Raw genomic sequence first — 16,793 nt, forward strand, 5'->3', positions numbered from 1 at the left:
GGCTGCGATGCGACGACTCATAGCCGCGCTCACCGCGGTACTGGTGATGCTGGCGCCCCAATCGGCGCTGGCATCCACACCGGCCGAGCCGGCCGCCGTCCAGGTGCTGACCTGGACGGCGGGCAACAGCGTCACGGCGTACACGACCGCGCCGACCCAGGCGGTCGCCGGCGCGACCACGATCGTGTTCGAGAACAGCGAGGCGACCGGTAACACCACCGACATGTCGCACACGCTGACCTTCGACCGATCGACGCCGGGCTACAACCACGACGTCGATCTGAACATCCTGGCGTACCCGGACGACGGCGCCAACGGCCGGCACGAGGTCGAGGTGACGCTCACGCCGGGCAAGTACCGGTACTTCTGCGCCATCCCGGGGCACAGCACGATGGTCGGCGAGTTCATCGTCACCGAGGACGGCGGCGACACCACCCCGCCCACCGTCACCGCAGCCGTCACCGGATCGCAGAACTCGGACGGCCACTACCTCGGCCAGGCCACCGTCACGGTGACCGCCTCGGACGCGCAGTCCGGAGTGGCCTCGGTCGAATACGAGCTGGACGACACCGGATTCAAGCCGTACACCACCCCCGTGGTGGTCAGCGCGATCGGCGATCACACGGTCCAGTACCGAGCGACCGACAACGACGGCAACGTGGCGCCGACCAAATCGGTCGGCTTCCGGGTCGTCGAGCCGCCGGAGGACACCACGCCACCGACGGTGACCGCCGCCGTCACCGGCGAACAAGATGCGGACGGCAACTACCTCGGCACCGCCCGGGTAGCGGTGACCGCGACCGACGCCGGCTCCGGTGTCAAGACCACCGAATACCAGCTCGACGGCGGCGCCTGGACGCCGTACACGAAGCCAGTGGACGTCAACACGCCCGGCATGCACATGCTGCACTACCGAGCCACCGACAACGCCGGCAACGTATCTCCCGAGGGCATGGCGCACTTCACCGTGGTCGCCAAAGACACCACCCCGCCCACCGTCACCGCAGCCGTAGCCGGTACTCAAGATGCCGACGGCAACTATGTCGGTAAGGCCACCGTGACGGTAACTGCGACCGACGCCGACTCCGGAGTCGCCTCCGTCGAGTACCAGCTCGACGGAGGCGCCTGGACGGCGTACACAGTGCCTGTCGAGGTGGCCACGAACGGAACCCACACAGTGGGCTACCGGGCAACCGATGCCGCCGGCAACGTCTCCGCTGTCGGCACCGCGACCTTCAAGGTCGTCCCAACCGGCGGCGACAGCACACCCCCAGCCCTGTCAGGCTGGCTGACCGGCAATCAGAACGCCCGCTGGCAGTTCGTCGACCGAGCCACCCTCAACGCCACCGCAACCGATGCCAGCGGCATCAAATCCATCGAATACGCCCTCAACAACGGCGCCTGGACCACCTACACCACCCCCGTCCCCTTCACCACCGCCGGCACCCACACCATCAAAGTCCGCGCCACCGACAACGCCGGCAACGTAGCCCCCGAACTCTCCGGCACCTTCACCATCGTCAAAACCCCCGCCAAACAACTCCACCCCACCCGCCAACCCCTCCACTAACAGCCAAACCCGCCAACACCAGGCCACTCACAACCTCGAGTAGCCTGGTGTTGTCCGTTGGCGCGGCTAGATGTTCAGGAGATTCCCTTGATGCTGTTGTAGTACGGAGACGGCCAAGCGTGGCTCTGGGGGTCGATGTACGGCCCCGGCCGGTCCGATCCGCAGTTGCCGTTGCCGAAGATCTGCTGGGTGCGATCGCTGTTGTTGTGGATATGGTTGAACGAGGGCACGTTGTGCCGGCAGAGCGGAGCGGGAATGGCCGGGAACATGGCCACCAGTGACCCGTTCATGTACAGGCAGACGTTGTTGTTCTGGCAGGTCGGGTCGGCGGACGCCGGGCTCAGCGTTACTCCCACCAGCCCCATGGCGGAGACCGCCACCGCCAGTACCACTCGCACCGTGCGAACCATGAGCACTCCTTGCATTTGGCAACAAAGTCTCACCCACCGTGTCCGATCCGCACCACAAGTGCGAGGCTTTCGACCAGCATCGTAAGGTTGCGACGTCCAGAGAGCTCGGGGTCTCAGCAGCGCCGTCCTACGAGGCGGCGATGACGGCGTTCGGGAGTTCGCCGTTGATTTTGAAGGTCCAGCGGTCGTGCAGCCGGTCGTACGACGGGTATTCGGCGAGCGTCGCCGTCCGGTACACGGATTTCGTGTGATCCGCGTTGTCGTACACCGCCGCGAAGCTGACGTTGGCCTCGCCGTTGTTGATCAGCGAAAGCCCCAACCCGATCCCGTACACGAAGACCTTGGTGATCGTCTGCCGGCCGAACGTCAACACGTTCACCCCGGTGACCCGATTGGCGACGGAGTACTGCGTCATGTAGTACGTCGTCCGCCCAGCCGGAGTCACCTCGGAATCACCCGCCGGAGCAGCAGTCACTGGCGTACTCGGGCGCTCGGGCGCAGCCGACGCATGCAAGGGCGCAACCACCGACACCGACAAAGCCAACGCCGCCAACGCAACGAACTTCTTCACGACAATCTCCCCACAGACGACAAACCCTGACGCCCAAACCCTCCCCGACCCCCAATCCGAACCCCAGCCCATTCACCACCCACTTTCCGCCCGCCGCTGGGCAGGCGGCGCTTGGGGACCGGTCCCGGGGGGTTGGGGGTAGAACTTGGGGACGCTCAAATCCTGGGGGTACGACGGTTATGACCTTCACTACGCTGAGTCGACGGGACGGGTCGCAGCAGGTGGCTGCGCGGGCTGGGATTGCCGGGTTGCTGGCTGCGGCTCGCGAGGAGGTGATCGCGATCAGTACGTTGGCGCCGACGGCGGGGGCGTTTGTGCCGCGCGAGGTCAGTCCGGGCGTTCGGTATCGGGCGCTCTTTCCGGACAGTGCGCGGACTACGCCGGCGTTGTCTCGTCGGCTCAGTGGGCTGGCGATGGCTGGGGTTGGGGTGCGGACGACGCCGGTCGTGTTGATGAACGCGCTGGTCATCGATGGCAGGACTGCTGTGCTTCCGGCGGACAATGCCGACGGTGGGGTGGCGGTGCTGCGGCTGAACAGTGTCATTGCGGCTGCGACCGGGTTCTTCGAGCGGGTGTGGCCTGATGCTTCGCCGTTCGGTGGGACCGACGAGGTCATGACGACCGAACTGTCATGGCGGCAGCAGGAGATTCTGCGGTTGATGGCGCTCGGGTGCACCGACGAACAGGTTGCGAAGCACTTGAGCGTCTCTGTCCGGACTGTGCGTCGGATGGTGGCGCTCTTGATGAACCGGCTCGGTGCGCGCAGCCGGTTCCAGGCTGGTGTGAAGGCGGCCGACCGCGGCTGGTTGCTGGACTGGCAGGCCTAGCCCGGGGGCAGCTCGGCGCCGGGGTTCTCCGCGGCGAGCTCGAGCCACTCCAGGTCCATGGGCACGATGGTGGTGGACTGCACGAGCTCCCAGATCAGGTTGACGGTGAGGGTCAGCCCGACCGGTTCGCCGACCTCTTCGCGACGCAGCCCGGCGACGCCGGCGTCGGAGAGTCGTTGCCGGAGGCGCGAGACGATGTGTTCGACGCGCTTCGCCGTCCAGGACTCCTGTGGACGCAGATCAGCGAGCTCTGCAGCGGCCTGTTGTCTGGTCAGTGGCAAGGGTTGCAGGTCGTAGGCCAGGTAGCGCTGGGCAAGGACCGTGAGCGTGAGGTGTTCTTCAGGGGTCAGTCGCCAGCGCTTCGGCGGCACCGTCAACTGGCTCGGCCGCGGCTGCGCCGTGCGGCCGTCGCCGTCCGAGACGAGAACCTCGAGAAGATGCTCACGTTGACGGTTCCCGCGCAGGAAGAGGGTTGTGTAGCCGACGGCCAGCGGGAGTGGATCGCCGCCGGTGTGCAGCAGGACGGCGTTCGACACCCGGATCGGGAGCCGGCCGTGATTGCGCAGCCACCACCGTCCGTCCTGGTAGGTCATCGTGCCGTGGACCCGGCTGATCCGTACGTCGTTCTCGCCGATGCACAGGTCGACGGCCGGCCGATTGCGCCCGAAGCTGAGCTCCGCGCCGGGCGCGGGCGGGACGACGAGGTTCTCGGTGACGGTGAGGACGCTCAAGGTGCCCGGCTGCGATTCGTCGGGAGTGTGCCGAAGGCTCCGGAACTGGTTGAACTTCGCGCTCTCCATGATCAGCGGTCGCTCGGGAGTCGCCGGACGACGGCCTCGGCGACAGCCTGGGTCTTCGTACAGGCAGTCGTCGGGTCCGTGGCGGTGGGGTCGTCGAGCTCGATCGTAACCACCTCTTGGCGTCGTGGCGGTGTGTTTTCGAGAACGGGCAGCCTCGGTGTGTACAGCCGGTGCACCACCATCGCGGTGCAGGTCGTCTTGTCGTCGGGATCGGGGATCAGGCGCGCGCTCCGGTTGCCGATCTTGATGACCTTGCCGCCCCACTCTGCATCAGGTTCGATCGGCCACAGACGAGTGAACTTCACACTGAGCTCGCTGCGCTCGGCCTCCCAGGAACAGCCCCAGTTACCGAACTCCGCAACCGGCTGCTCGCTGGGCTTGCCGAACGCCCGACCGGCCTCAGCGAGGTCGACCAATCGGCAGGCGTCGACCTTGTCCAGTGAGTTCGCCGGCAGTTTCGGCCGTCGCGCCGGCGGACCTTGCAGCACGACCGTCAGGGCATCCTGGATGAGCGAATTCGCGATCGGACAGAGCCGAGTCTGCTCCGCCTTGTCGAGGCGGGTCGTCACGAGCGTGACCCGGTTGGTGTCCGGGAGAGCGAACGCCCGCTCGCACCGGTCCGCCTTCTCATCGGGCCGTTCGATCTCGTCCAGAACGCCCGGTCGCACCGGACGCGACGGGTACTCCTCCCGGCCGGTCAGCACGAGATGGGTCTGCACCTTGCCGCTGTTGTCCTCCAGAGTGCTCGTGATCACGCAGGTCGCGAAGCCATCGACCTCAGGATCGACGTAGACATCTCCGAACTCGCGGGCGGCGTCCACGGGGATCAGCGCGCAGGGATCGGCCGTTCCCGGATCGGACCCGAGGCCGATCGAATTCGGCGCGGTCGTCGGCGGATCGGCCGTTTGCGGCGCCGAGCCTCGGGGGAGCAACCAGGCCAGGAGGACGGCACCCACCACCACGATCGCGGCGGCCGCCGTCAGGATCGCGTTCCGTCGTACCGGTCGGAGCCGCCGCTTCCAGGACCGACGCGGGAGATCGTCGCCGTTGAGCAGGACGACGGCCTCCGCTGCGGAAGGGCGCTTCGCCGGATCCGGCTCCAGCAAGGTGTCGAGCAGCGGCACGAGCCGGCGGGCGCGCTCGTACGGGATCGGCGTCCCCTTGGCCGCCCGGTTCATCTGGGCGAACGGCCCGTCGCTGCCATCTCCCCAGGGCGACTGGCCCTCGACGGCCGCGTAGAGAGTGGCGCCGAGCGAGAACACGTCGGCGGCCGCGGTCGCCGCCCCACCGTTCGCGACCTCGGGCGCGACATAGCCCAGCGTGCCCGTCAGCTGAGCGCCGCCGGTCTGCGTCACCTCTGTCCAGCGAGCGATCCCGAGATCGGTGAGCTTGACGACGTCGTCATCGGTGACCAGCACGTTGGCCGGCTTGATATCGCGATGCACGATCCCACGCTCGTGAATCGCGACCAGCGCAGCCGCCAACTGAGCGCCGATCGTCAGGACCCGCGCCTCCGGCAGCGGACCGTCGGCCTCGATGATCCGCTCCAGGCTCATCGCCAGCACGTACTCCGTCACGAGCCACTGCGCGTCACCATCGACCACCGTGTCGAACACGGCCACCACATTGGGGTGCAGCACGCCCGCCCCGACCCTGGCCTCACGACGGATCTGCCCGGCGCTCCCCGTGATCGCCCGCTTCAGCGCCACCACGCGCCCCAGCTCCAGGTCCTCCGCCCGCCAGACAGCACCCATCCCGCCTTGGCCGAGTTCTTCGTCCAGGCGGTACCGACCGGCGACCAGAGAGCCAGGCTGCATCGGCCAATCCTAGAAACCCCCGCCAGAACACGCCACTTCTGCCGTATCGCCAACCGGCTGCCGATCGTCCCGAGGTGCTCCCCGCGGTGAGTTAGCCTGCGCGGACATCGACTTGGCTGGAGGATTCGTGGCGTTGCTTCCCGGTTGGGCAATGGTGAGTGCGGAGTCCGGTCGGCTCCTGGAGCGGCCTGACCAACTGGACGCCGACCTCGCCACGGTCCGGCATGAGGGCAACGGCGTGTACGCGATCACCACCCGTGCCAACAACCGCTTCCGGCTGGTCAAACGCGTCGGCGCGCTCGACCCGGGCGTGACTGCCAGCTATACGAGCAACGGGGACACGGTTGAGCTCACCCTCTCCGACCAACTGCCGAGCGACGAGGTCGCGCCCGCACTCGCCAGGGCGCTGGCCGAATCCGCGGCCGGTCTTCACGGCGGACGCCGCTACCGCGAGGATGCCCGGCTGTTCGGCCCCCACTCCGTCCCCGACCTGGACGCCGTACAGATCCCGACCGATGCCGGCCACCGCGCCGAGCTGCGGCAGCGCGGCCGGATGGAGCAGCAGCTCGGCAGTCACTCGCGCCGGGCCGCGATGCGCACCGAGATCCGCAAACTCGCTCTCATCATGGGCGTTGCCGAAGGCCAGCCCAACGCCGAGCTGCTCCGCACCCTCCTGACCGAGGAGGAGCGCGCCATCCTCGACCGGGGTGGGCGGGGCGGCCGGGAGCCACTCGATGAGCGCGTCAGCCCCGCGGGGTACGTCGCGAAGAGTGTCGCCGGCTCCGGCACCGCCGCGATCGCGGTCGGTGTCGCCGCGGCAGCGTTCACCGGCAACCCGCTGGTCGGTCTCGGCATCGCGGCCCCGACGATCGCCAACGCGGTGGCCGGCGCCCTGACCGAGCGGAAGCTGGACCGGCAGCGCGTCGACGCCCGCCGGCCGGCGTACAAGGAGGAGCAGAAACAGCGCGAGTTCGACTACCCGGGCCTGCGGGGGAATCTCGACGGCGCGGAGCCGGTCCGGCCGGACGTCGTCAAGTTGCCCAGGACGACGACCTGGAGCAACTACTTCCGCCGGCATCTCCAGCCCACCCTGGCCGCGGCCGCTGTCGCCGGCGCGATGACGCCGTTCGGCGTCCCGGCCTGGTCCACCGTCATGGTGATCGCCTCCGCGGCGCTGGCCAAGTCGCTCGCCGAGCGACTCGTCGACAGCAAGAAGATGAAGTTCCGGCTCAGCCGGGTCGATGCTACTGAACGGCACCGGTTGGCCGACCCGGAGCTGTACGTCAACCAGCTCGCCGCCGAGTTCACCGACCTGCAGGCCCGGCTCGACCGGGTGGTCGCCGCTGCGGCGAACGCGCACGTCGCGCCCGGCTCCGAGGACGATCGGCAGCCCGGTCGCGAGGCCCCGGCGATGCCGCCGTCACCGAACGACCTGCCCAGCGCCCCGCCGTTCACCGTCACCGTCGCGGCCCAGCTCATCGAGAACGTCTCGGGCTCGGCTCGCCGCATCTTCGTCGGTGGCACACCGACAGCGGTCGACGTGGACCCGACCGCGCTGGCCCGTCATGTCAGCGTCCAGGCGGAGAGCCTGATCAACGCGGCCGGTCCCGGCCTGCTCGGCGCGATCACCGGTGCGATGGGGGACAAACACTTCCTCAGCCGGGACGAGGACGCCCGCTACTCCTCCAGGCAGTGGTATCTCCGGCACAAGCAGGCAACCCAGGCCGAAGCGCTCGCCGAGACGCTGGGGCCACGACTCGAACTGTTCCGGAGCCTCACCGAGAGCCTGGAGGAGCAGGTCGGCCTGCCGGTCGGCGCCGCGAGCAAGGACCTCCCTGTGGTCACCGCGCGACCGATTGGTGAGCGGCCGATGGGTCAGGCGCCGAAGTCGGCCTATGTCGCTCAGGTGGCTGCCGGGACCCTCGGCGGTACGGCCGGCGCCCTCGGCCTCGATCTCGTGCTCGACCTTCCGGACCTCGCCGTCGTCATGACCGTCGCGGGCTCCGCAGGGTCGATGGTCGCCAGCCCGGTCGCGCGCCGCGTCTTCCGTAATCATGAGCTCGAGACACAGCTGGCGCTCGAGGACAACAAGGGCGTTCACGCCGTCGATCAGGCTGAGCTCATCGAGCAGCAGGCTTTCTCGCGGTACCTGGGCACCCGGTTGACGATGCAGGCCGAGGACTTCGTCCGCCGGACCCAGCCGGCCCGGGTGACGTTGTCGCCGCCGGAGAACTCGCCGTTCTACGCCGACCACGTCCGGGCCGCCGTCCGCCGCGCAGAGCTGGACAACGTCCCGCCTGGGCAGCCGGAGTCCCGCTACGACCAGGATGTCCGGGGCCAGCGGAGCCAGGCGCTGCAACGTGTCGAGCACTGGGCAGCCGAGGTCGATCGGACCCGAGGGGAGGGCTTCTGGGCGCTGGAGCAGGCTCAGCGCAACACCCAGCACGCGATCAAGCTGTACGAATCGATTGCCGACGACAACGGCCGGCGGCTGCCGTTCCCGGATCTGCGGACCGTGAATCCGGCCGAAGGCCGACGGGTGGTGGGTGGACCGACCGACCAGGTTCGCGCCGGGGCCGAGCAGGCCGTTCGCCGGCTGGTCGCCGAGCCGGCCGGCAAGCCGCTCCTGCCCGAACGCCTGATCGCCCTGGAGCAGCTGACCCGCGCCGCCGATGCCGTGGATCATCACGCGACCCAGGGCACCGACGACTCCCGAGCGCACGTCCAGAAGCAGTTCGACACTTCACTGGCCGAGGCTCATCGCCTGTGGCGCGAGGCCGGCGTCCCGAACGGACTGTCACTACCGGTACTCAGCGTGGCGGGCGAGCAGGGCGGCGAAGCCGAGCACGCCGATACGGCCGAGCTGGCCCACCTCCGGCGAATGATGGGCCAGCCGCACGGCGGTACCGGTCGCACGGAGCCGAGCTCCGCCCCGCGCCGAACAGCGGCGCCGAGCCAGCCGGAGCGCTCGCGCTGATCGACCTTTCGATCCAGGTCGAAAGGGGGCCGGTTTTTGGCATCTTGTTCATCTTGTTGCCCTCGGCGTCCACCTGGTCATGGCCTTGCCGAGGGATACTTTTTGCGTGCCGGAGGGCATCCCGCCCACCCCACTGGTGAGGACAGGCACGCATGACCACCACCGCCTTCATCAACCCTCTCAGCATCTTCCGGGCCCAGCGAGCCGCTTCGACGGCCGGCCCGGCCGACTTTCTCTCGCTCCCGCCCCAGATCCGGATGATGGTCCGCTCCGACGGCAGCACCACCGCGAACCTGGAAGGCTGGTACGCCGAGCCGATCAGCACCGAGCTGGTGTCCGGTCTCGACGTGGAGCTCGACGATCGCACCGCGCAATGGCTGGACACCCGCTCCGGGGCGCTCGCCCATCATCGGCAGGTCCGGCTGACCGGCCGGGAATCGGCTCGCTGGTTCGCTGACGCGGAGTCCATCCTTCTCCCGGACCGGATCCCGCCGATCCTGGCCGCCCGGGTCGGCAGACCCGGCTTCAGCCTGGGCGCAGCGATCATTGCGGCCGGCCTGGAGAGCCGCCGCGAGCTCCTCTGGTTCGACCGGGATCTCATCGGCGCCGCCCGCCGTACCTACCGGATCATCATGGCGGGCCGCCCAGCCGCCTTGGTCATCGAAGCATTCCGGCTCGACGCCTGAAATGACCTCTAGCTGCCGGGCCCGTCATGGGGTTCGGGGAGTAGCGACGAACTCGTGAGTGCCTGGGCCGACGGGAATCCGCTGTCGGCCCAGGACGACCGTTCCCCGGGTTTGGGGAGGTAGCTCGACCCGGAGCCGGATCTGGCTTCCGTCGCGGTTCCAGGAGCTGGCGACCGTGCCTCGGACGGTACGGATGGCGGCGCTCAGGGACGGTAGGGCGGTCGGGAAGTACGGGTGGAAGGTGACCTGGCTGTATCCAGGCGCGGTGGGGCGGATGCCGGCGAGGGAACTGTAGATCCAGTGGTCGTAGGTACCGAACATGTGGTGGCAGCGAGATCTCGGGTTGCGCCAGGACTCCCAGAGGGTGGTTGCGCCCTGGTCGATCCACCAGCCGAAGCTGGGATAGGAGCGCTGGGTCGCGATCGTGTAGGCGAGGTCGACGTGACCGGCCTCGGTCAGGACGCCGAAGATTTCCTTCGTTCCGAGGATGCCGGTGTCGAGATGGTTGCCTCGGGCATTCAGATCCGCCACCAGCGCGCCCAGCACCCGTTCCCGCTCCTCGTCGGGTACCAGGTTGAAGGCCAGCGGCAGGACGTTCGAGGTCTGGCGGAACTCCGCTCCGTAGAATCCCTTGTCCGGAAGGAAAAAACGTTGCTGGAAGGAGGCTGCGAGCTGGTCCCGCAGGACGGCGTACCCGGTCTCCTCTTTGCCGACCGCAGTGGCGATGCTGCTCATCAGCTCAACGGAACGAATGTAGTACGCCGCTGAGCAGAGCTCCGGGCCTTCCGGCGGGAAGAACTTCGCGACGTCCGGCTCTTGGCCCCATTCGCCGTAGCCAGGTGGCACCCAGTCGCCGTACAGCGCCGGCGGTACGAGCCCGTCGACGGCGGACGCCGTCAGGTAGTCCACGTACCGTCGCAGATTGTCGTAGTGCTCGGCGAGCACACGGACGTCGCCGTACCGCCAATAGGTGTGCCAGGCAACGGCCAGGTAGGCGGAGCCCCAGGCTGGGTCGCGGCAGTCGCCCGGGGACGGCGACGGCGCCAGATCCGTCACGTTGCCGTCGTCGCCCTGGCAGTCCGCGATGTCGCGCAGCCATTTGGCGAACACCGAACCGACGTCCAGGTTGTCCAGCGCCGTCTCCGCGATCAACCCGGTGTCGCCGAGCCAGCCGCGTTTCTCGAAGGTCGGGGTGTCGGTCAGGACGCCGTGCAGGTTGTTCTTCAGCGTCCGTACCGCGAGGTCGTGGAGCTGCTCGAGCAGTGGATCACCGGCTTCGAGCGTGCCGATCGTCTCGACATCGGTGTGCGCGACCTCGGCGGTCAGCTGCGGCTCGCACTCGAGGCCGTCGACCTGGACGTACTGGAAACCCTTGTAGGTAAAGGAAGGACGGAGATCCCGCTCGGTAGCGTCGTGCAGCCGGAAGACGTCGGTCTGGATCGGTCCCACGGTGAGGCCGGGATCTCCAGTGACGTCGACGGTGCCGTCAGGTTGGAGGGATTCGCCGTACCGGACGGTGACCTCGGCCGCTTCGGCCACGCGCAGAGCGACCCAGCCAACCACCAGCCGGGGAAAGCGGAAGACCCAGCTCCCCGGTCTGGGGGAGGCGATGCCGATCGGCAGCAGGCGCTCCACCACCCGGATCGGCGGCAGCGACGCCTCCTCGAGGACGCCGCCGGGCGCGGGCACGATCCGGGCTGGGCGCCAGGACGAGTCGTCGAAGCCGGGGAGGTTCCAGCCAGGCTGTTCGAGGCTGGAGTCGAAGATCTCGCCCGCGAACACGGACTCCTCGATCACCGGCCCCGGGCTCGTCTGCCAGTCCGGGCCGCTGACGATCTCGACCGTTGACCCGTCGTCCAGCTCGATACGGAGCTGGAGCAGGAGGCGTGCCTCGCCGAGCCAGGCGGCGTCCTGCCAGTACAGGGTGCGCTTGGGGTCGAGGCCGAGCCAGCCGCGCGCCAGCGAAACCCCGATCGCGTTGTCCCCTTCGGACAGCAGTTCAGTCACGTCGTGGACGCGGTACAGCAGGCGCCGGTGGTACGCCGTCACCGGCGGATCGAGCAACACGGCGTCCGGGACCGTGCCGTTGACCGTCGGTACGGAGACACCCGGTCCACAGATCGAGAGGTGTGCCTGGACCACGGGCGCCGCGAGGCTGAACTCCCGCCGAAGCAGGACGTTGGCGGCCGGTACGGCTCCCGAGATCCAGACAGAGGCTTTCATCAGGGCTACTTCGCCCACTCCTCCTTGGCCCAGCCGTTGCGTTTGATCTCCGTCTCGACGGTACGGCCCCAGGACGCCTGGAGGTCCTTCAGCTGCGCACTGAGGTCCTTGCGGCCGAGCAGGAACCCGTCGAGTACGTCGCGCTGCGGTGTACCCGCCGGTCCGAGCGGAAGCGAAGCGACCCGGAACTGCTCGGCCCAGGCGCCTTCGTTCAGTCCAGCGGTCTGCGGCGGCGCTTCGAGATCCTTGACGGCGGGGATGCCGCCGGTCGCGTCCAGCCACGGCTTCACCGCTGGGGTACTGACGAACTGCAGGAACTTCACCGCGGCGTCCTTCTTCGGTCCACTGACCGTCGACGGGATCATGTAGCTGGTGCCGCCGATCGACGTCCCGTACCGGGCCGGCGCGTTCGACGAGACCGCCGTGGTGTCCTTGCCGATGGTCGGGAACGGCATCGTCGCGAACGGGAACTTCGCGTCCTTCGCCAGTGCCTCCACGGCGAAGTCGGTCCCCCAGGCCATCGCCGACTTACCGCCGACGAAGTCACGGTAGTTGACGACCGCGCCGCCGTCCGCGGCACTTGACCAGTTCTTCGTACCGCAGTCGTAGAACTCCTTCAGCAGCTTGAGCGACTCCGCGACCTCGGGCGATGACGACGTGAGCGCACCGGACTTGATGGCCTTCAGCACCGACTTGCCGGTGACGGACTCGGCCTTGCCCGGCTTGCCGCCGGCGTCGAAGGAGTTCCAGGCGCCGTAGTACTTGTCGGTCAGCTGGGTGACGATCGACTCCCAGGTCCAGCCGAGGTTCAGGTTGCCCTTGTCGATACCGACCGGGTCGTATCCGGCCGCGCGCAACTTGCCGCAGGCGGCGCGGAACTCCGTCCAGGTCTTCAGCGGCGCCGTGACGCCGGCCTTGTCGAAGGCTTCCTTGTTGTAGAACAGGCCGATCGCGACCAGGTTGAACGGTACGTACTCGAGTTTGCCGCTCTCGGGGTTGAGCGCCTTCGGTACGCCGGGGCCGAAGTACTCGGGGCGGAAGAGGTCGATCCACGCCTTGTTGCCCTCGACGTACGGGTTCGGCTTCTTCAGCTCCTCGTCCAGGGCGTGGACCTCGTGCGCCTTGTGCGGCGGCTGGTTGAAGACCAGCTCCGGGGCAGTACCGGCCGCGAGCTGCGTCGAGATGGTCTGGGCGAAGCTGTCCAGCGGCAGGACCTGGGTCTGGACGTCGATCCCCGGTTCCTTGGCCTCGAAGGCCGCGACCAGTTCCTCCCAGGCAGGGCCGAAGCTGCTGCCGCTCGTGTTCCACTGGTTCGGGCCGGCGAGGGTGATGACCACCTTGTCGCCGGTGCCTTTGCTGCTGGTCCCGAGCAGTCCGCAACCGGACAGCGTGACCGCGGCCACCGCGAGCCCGGCCGTCAGCCGAAGGCGAGATCTAGCCGTCATGAGAAGTCCTTTCGATCTACTTGTCGGCGACCATCCCGCCGTGGACCCCCGTCAGGAACAGCTTGGAAAGCAACGCGAAGATGATCAGCAGCGGCAAGCTCGCGAGCAGGTACCCCGCGAACAACGGTCCCCACTGCTGGATGTTCTGGTCCGCGAAGAACGCAAGGCCCGCCGGGACGGTGCGGTAGGCGTCGGTCGAGACGGTCAGCAACGGCCAGAAGTAGTCGTTCCAGACGCCCAGCATGGTGATCAGCGCGACCGTACCGATCACTGGCCGGCTGAGCGGCAGCATGTGCGAGAAGAAGATCCGGATCCCGCCGGCGCCGTCGACCCGGGCCGCCTCGAACAGCTCTTCGGGGATCTGCTCCATGCTCTGCCGGATCAGGACCGTCCCCAGCACCGTGCCACCCACCACATGCGGGATGACGATCACCAGCCGGGTGTCCAGCAGATTCAGGTCGCGCATCAGGATGAACAGCGGGACCAGGCTGGTGATCGACGGGATCATCAGCAGCGCGGCGAGAAACGCGAACATCACGTTCCGGCCCCGGAAGCGATACCGCGCGAACACGTACCCCGTCACCGACGCCAGCCCGATCGTGCCGACGATGGCGAACGCCGCGACGACGAACGACGTGAACAGGTACGGGCTGACCTGCTGCCAGGCCACGGAATAGTTGTCCCACTGCAACGGCCAGGTCGGTACCCAGTAACTCTCGTAGAACTGCTCGTTGCTCTTGAACGAGGTCAGCAGCAGGAACAGGTACGGGAAGAGCCCGACGAACGCGAGCACCGCGAGAATGCTCGACGCGACCAGGTCGGTCTTCCTGGTCCGGCTCAACCTGTCAAGAACGGCCACGGGCGGGACTCCTGCGGCTCAGCAGCATCGTGGCGACGCTGGCGATCAACGTGATCAGGAACAACGTGGTACCGAGGGCAGCGGCGTATCCCCAGTCGCTCTGCTCGAAGGCCGCCGACAGCATCCGCAGAACCGGCACCTGGGTGGCGTTGTCCGGGCCGCCGCGGGTGATCAGATGCGCCTGCATTCCGTACTGCAGCACCGAGATGATCGCCAGTACGAACAACAGCCGGAACTGACCGGCCAGCAACGGCAGATCGATACTCCAGAACCGGCGGAACTTCCCGCACCCGTCGATCTCCGCCGCCTGCAGGACGTCGGCCGGGATGTTCTGCAACGCCGCCAGAAAGATCAGGAACGGCAAACTGGCGATCCAGGGGAACCCGATCACCATCAGCGCGTAGAGCGCGGTATCCGGATTACCGACCCAGTCCTGCGCCAACGCGCCCAGGCCGACGCTGCGCAGCAGGGTGTTGATCACGCCGTCGCGTGCGTCGTACAGAAACTCCCAGATCAAGACGTTGACCACGACCGGGAAGGCGAGCGGCAGGATCAACAGCGTCCGGAACACCAGCCGCAACCGCTCACTCGACAACGCCAGCACCAACTCCGCGGCCAGCAACGGGAAAACCCACATCAACGTGACGGCCCAGACGAGAATGACCCCGATGTTCCGGAACGACCGCCACCACAACTCGTCCCGCACCATCGCCCGATAGTTCTCCCACCCCGTGAACACCGACGCGAACCCCGGCCGCCACTCGAAGAACGAATGCCAGATCCCGTTCAGCGCCGGGTAGTAGGCGAACACCACGAGCACAATCGCGGCGGGCAGCAGAGCGAGATAGACCCCCAAATTGAGCCGTCGCACGCCAGCCACCTCCCCACGACTTGGAACGTTTCATTGAGTGAGCTGACTATCTTCTCCGCCGCTGAGAGCGTCAAGCATTTCGACGGAGCTCGACGAGTGGCCACAATCGGACTCTTGGTATTCATCACGAACCTAAATCGTTTCAGCGGAGTGAGCGGACCGGTATCGGGCGGCTTTGGCCTGGTTGCCGCAGGTCTTCATGCTGCACCACCGGCGCCGCCGTCCTCGGGAAGAGTCGATGAAGAACCAGCCACAGCGATCACAGGCGTGGATGCCCTGTCGAGGCGGGCGCATGACGACGCTGATGGCACGCAGCGCCAGAACAGCGAGAGCCCCCTCGACGTCAGCCGAGGTCATGGAGCCATCAGGGCTCGCGACGATTTCAGCACTGCCGTCTTGGGCAACGTCGAGCAACGCCGAGAGCGCATCCGCGGAGACCGGGAGACGGTTGCTCTGGGCATCGAAGACGCCCCAGAGCACCGCACGGAGGGCTCGAGCATTGGCCAATACGGCGTCGCTGGCCGAGCAGGCGACAGTGAGAAGGCCTGCGCGGGTGAGCCAGCTGACGAGTGATTCGGCGTCGGTGAAGAGGTCAGGCCCTGGTTCCGGCTGGCGGCGATAGACAGTATTCGCGAAGTCCAGCGCGACATCGCCGGCGATGAAGTGGCCCGCCACCCAGACCGTCGTCCGGCTCATCTCATTCCCCGGCGTGCGCGGTCACCCGGGCGCGACTGAAGACATCCCCGACAAAGGTCACCAGAAGGTCGGTGACCTCGGCCGAGTGCGTCTCCAGCAGGAAGTGCCCGGCATCGTAGATGTGCGCGTCGAAGGTGTTCAGCTCGTCGTGGTAGGCGAAGATCTCGGCCATATCGAAGAAGACGTCGTGCCTACCCCACAACATCAAGCAGGGCGGCTGATGCGCCGCGTGATACTCCGCGATCTCGCCGAAGCGAGCCACATGCTTGCGGTAGTCGTGAAAGAGCCGGTCATGGACGTCGACGTTGCCCGGCCTCGACATCCGCTCCCAGTCAAGGTGCCACGATTCCTGCGGATGCAACTCCTCCAGGTGCTCCGGCAACCCCGCGAGGTACGTGTTGCGCGTGCCCTCGAAATCAAGCCACTCCGGCATCGCCGCCTTGTTCTCCTCGGTCGGCTCCGCCCAGAACCGGCGCGGCGTATCCCACCCCTCATTCAGCCCCGCCTCATGAGCATTGCCGTTCTGCACCACCAGCCCCAACACCCTTTCCGGCTGCCGAGTGGCCATGTAGTACCCAACCGGCGTACTGAAATCAGTCACATACAGCACATACCTCTCCACCCCGAGACTCTCGAGCAGCGCATCGACCACCCGAGAAAGGTTGTCGAACGTGTACTCGTACTCATCCACCCCCGGCGCCTCCGAGAACCCGAACCCCACCAGATCAGGCGCCACCACATACGCACCCTCCCCCAACCCCGGCAGCACGTCCCGGAACGAGTACGACGAACTAGGCGACCCATGCAACAACACCACCGCCACCCCCGACGGCACCCCAGCCTCCCGGTAATAGACCCGCCGCCCCCGCACCACCCGATAACGATGCCTCGGCTTAGCAGCAAACTTCATCGTGAACTCCTCTCCCGGCGGCGCCGCAGTAACCGTCTTGCGACCCTTTACGGGTTACCACAAATCCGCCGCCCAAACCCTTGGACCCCCAGGGATCACCCAAAAGAAAAACCGGACCCCTGATCAGGGGT

14 protein-coding genes are annotated in these 16,793 nt (G+C 67.3%); 4 read left to right on the forward strand and 10 right to left on the reverse strand.

Annotated elements, in window-relative coordinates:
* Positions 1-7 precede the first annotated feature (7 nt).
* Entirely contained in the window at positions 8-1,570 is a 1,563-nt protein-coding gene (locus tag ACZ6ZD_RS13755) for an OmpL47-type beta-barrel domain-containing protein (RefSeq protein ID WP_465671690.1), read from the forward strand.
* Between the two features lie 74 nt (positions 1,571-1,644).
* On the opposite strand, the gene ACZ6ZD_RS13760 is transcribed toward ACZ6ZD_RS13755, so the two are convergent.
* Positions 1,645-1,980 carry a hypothetical protein gene (locus tag ACZ6ZD_RS13760; protein WP_465671692.1) on the reverse strand — a complete coding sequence of 112 codons (336 nt, stop codon included), beginning with the start codon at positions 1,978-1,980 and terminating at the stop codon, positions 1,645-1,647.
* Between the two features lie 127 nt (positions 1,981-2,107).
* Positions 2,108-2,551: a hypothetical protein gene (locus tag ACZ6ZD_RS13765; protein WP_465671694.1), complete on the reverse strand. Its 444-nt coding sequence runs from the start codon at positions 2,549-2,551 to the stop codon at positions 2,108-2,110.
* A 179-nt stretch (positions 2,552-2,730) separates the two neighbouring features.
* Here ACZ6ZD_RS13765 and ACZ6ZD_RS13770 point away from each other — a divergent pair, with 179 nt between their 5' ends.
* Positions 2,731-3,378 carry a helix-turn-helix transcriptional regulator gene (locus tag ACZ6ZD_RS13770; protein ID WP_465671696.1) on the forward strand — a complete coding sequence of 216 codons (648 nt, stop codon included), beginning with the start codon at positions 2,731-2,733 and terminating at the stop codon, positions 3,376-3,378.
* Here the strand turns inward: ACZ6ZD_RS13770 and ACZ6ZD_RS13775 are convergent.
* Together ACZ6ZD_RS13775 and ACZ6ZD_RS13780 are read right to left on the reverse strand one after the other, a co-directional pair.
* Positions 3,375-4,178, reverse strand: coding sequence for an FHA domain-containing protein (locus ACZ6ZD_RS13775; protein ID WP_465671698.1), 804 nt, complete (start codon positions 4,176-4,178; stop codon positions 3,375-3,377). The two genes, ACZ6ZD_RS13770 and ACZ6ZD_RS13775, sit on opposite strands and share 4 nt — an antisense overlap.
* Before the next feature lie 2 nt (positions 4,179-4,180).
* On the reverse strand, positions 4,181-5,995 hold the full coding sequence (locus ACZ6ZD_RS13780; RefSeq protein ID WP_465671700.1) for a serine/threonine-protein kinase: 1,815 nt from the start codon (positions 5,993-5,995) through the stop codon (positions 4,181-4,183).
* A gap of 127 nt (positions 5,996-6,122) precedes the next feature.
* Here ACZ6ZD_RS13780 and ACZ6ZD_RS13785 point away from each other — a divergent pair, with 127 nt between their 5' ends.
* Together ACZ6ZD_RS13785 and ACZ6ZD_RS13790 are read left to right on the forward strand one after the other, a co-directional pair.
* On the forward strand, positions 6,123-8,972 hold the full coding sequence (locus tag ACZ6ZD_RS13785; protein ID WP_465671702.1) for a hypothetical protein: 2,850 nt from the start codon (positions 6,123-6,125) through the stop codon (positions 8,970-8,972).
* Positions 8,973-9,124: 152 nt separating this feature from the next.
* Positions 9,125-9,658: a hypothetical protein gene (locus tag ACZ6ZD_RS13790; protein WP_465671704.1), complete on the forward strand. Its 534-nt coding sequence runs from the start codon at positions 9,125-9,127 to the stop codon at positions 9,656-9,658.
* A gap of 24 nt (positions 9,659-9,682) precedes the next feature.
* On the opposite strand, the gene ACZ6ZD_RS13795 is transcribed toward ACZ6ZD_RS13790, so the two are convergent.
* From ACZ6ZD_RS13795 to ACZ6ZD_RS13820, 6 genes are all read right to left on the reverse strand, one after another.
* Positions 9,683-11,881: a family 78 glycoside hydrolase catalytic domain gene (locus tag ACZ6ZD_RS13795; RefSeq protein ID WP_465671706.1), complete on the reverse strand. Its 2,199-nt coding sequence runs from the start codon at positions 11,879-11,881 to the stop codon at positions 9,683-9,685.
* Positions 11,882-11,886: 5 nt separating this feature from the next.
* Positions 11,887-13,326, reverse strand: coding sequence for an ABC transporter substrate-binding protein (locus ACZ6ZD_RS13800; protein ID WP_465671708.1), 1,440 nt, complete (start codon positions 13,324-13,326; stop codon positions 11,887-11,889).
* A gap of 16 nt (positions 13,327-13,342) precedes the next feature.
* Positions 13,343-14,185: a carbohydrate ABC transporter permease gene (locus tag ACZ6ZD_RS13805; protein ID WP_465671710.1), complete on the reverse strand. Its 843-nt coding sequence runs from the start codon at positions 14,183-14,185 to the stop codon at positions 13,343-13,345.
* Positions 14,172-15,056 carry a carbohydrate ABC transporter permease gene (locus ACZ6ZD_RS13810; protein WP_465671712.1) on the reverse strand — a complete coding sequence of 295 codons (885 nt, stop codon included), beginning with the start codon at positions 15,054-15,056 and terminating at the stop codon, positions 14,172-14,174. Before ACZ6ZD_RS13810 ends, ACZ6ZD_RS13805 begins: the two co-directional genes overlap by 14 nt.
* Before the next feature lie 132 nt (positions 15,057-15,188).
* The gene (locus ACZ6ZD_RS13815) at positions 15,189-15,752 is read right to left on the reverse strand and encodes a CGNR zinc finger domain-containing protein (RefSeq protein WP_465671714.1); all 564 of its coding nucleotides are present in this window, start codon (positions 15,750-15,752) and stop codon (positions 15,189-15,191) included.
* A gap of 1 nt (position 15,753) precedes the next feature.
* Entirely contained in the window at positions 15,754-16,626 is an 873-nt protein-coding gene (locus ACZ6ZD_RS13820) for an alpha/beta fold hydrolase (RefSeq protein ID WP_465671716.1), read from the reverse strand.
* Positions 16,627-16,793: the final 167 nt, after the last annotated feature.

Source organism: Kribbella sp. NPDC104218 (assembly GCF_055584105.1).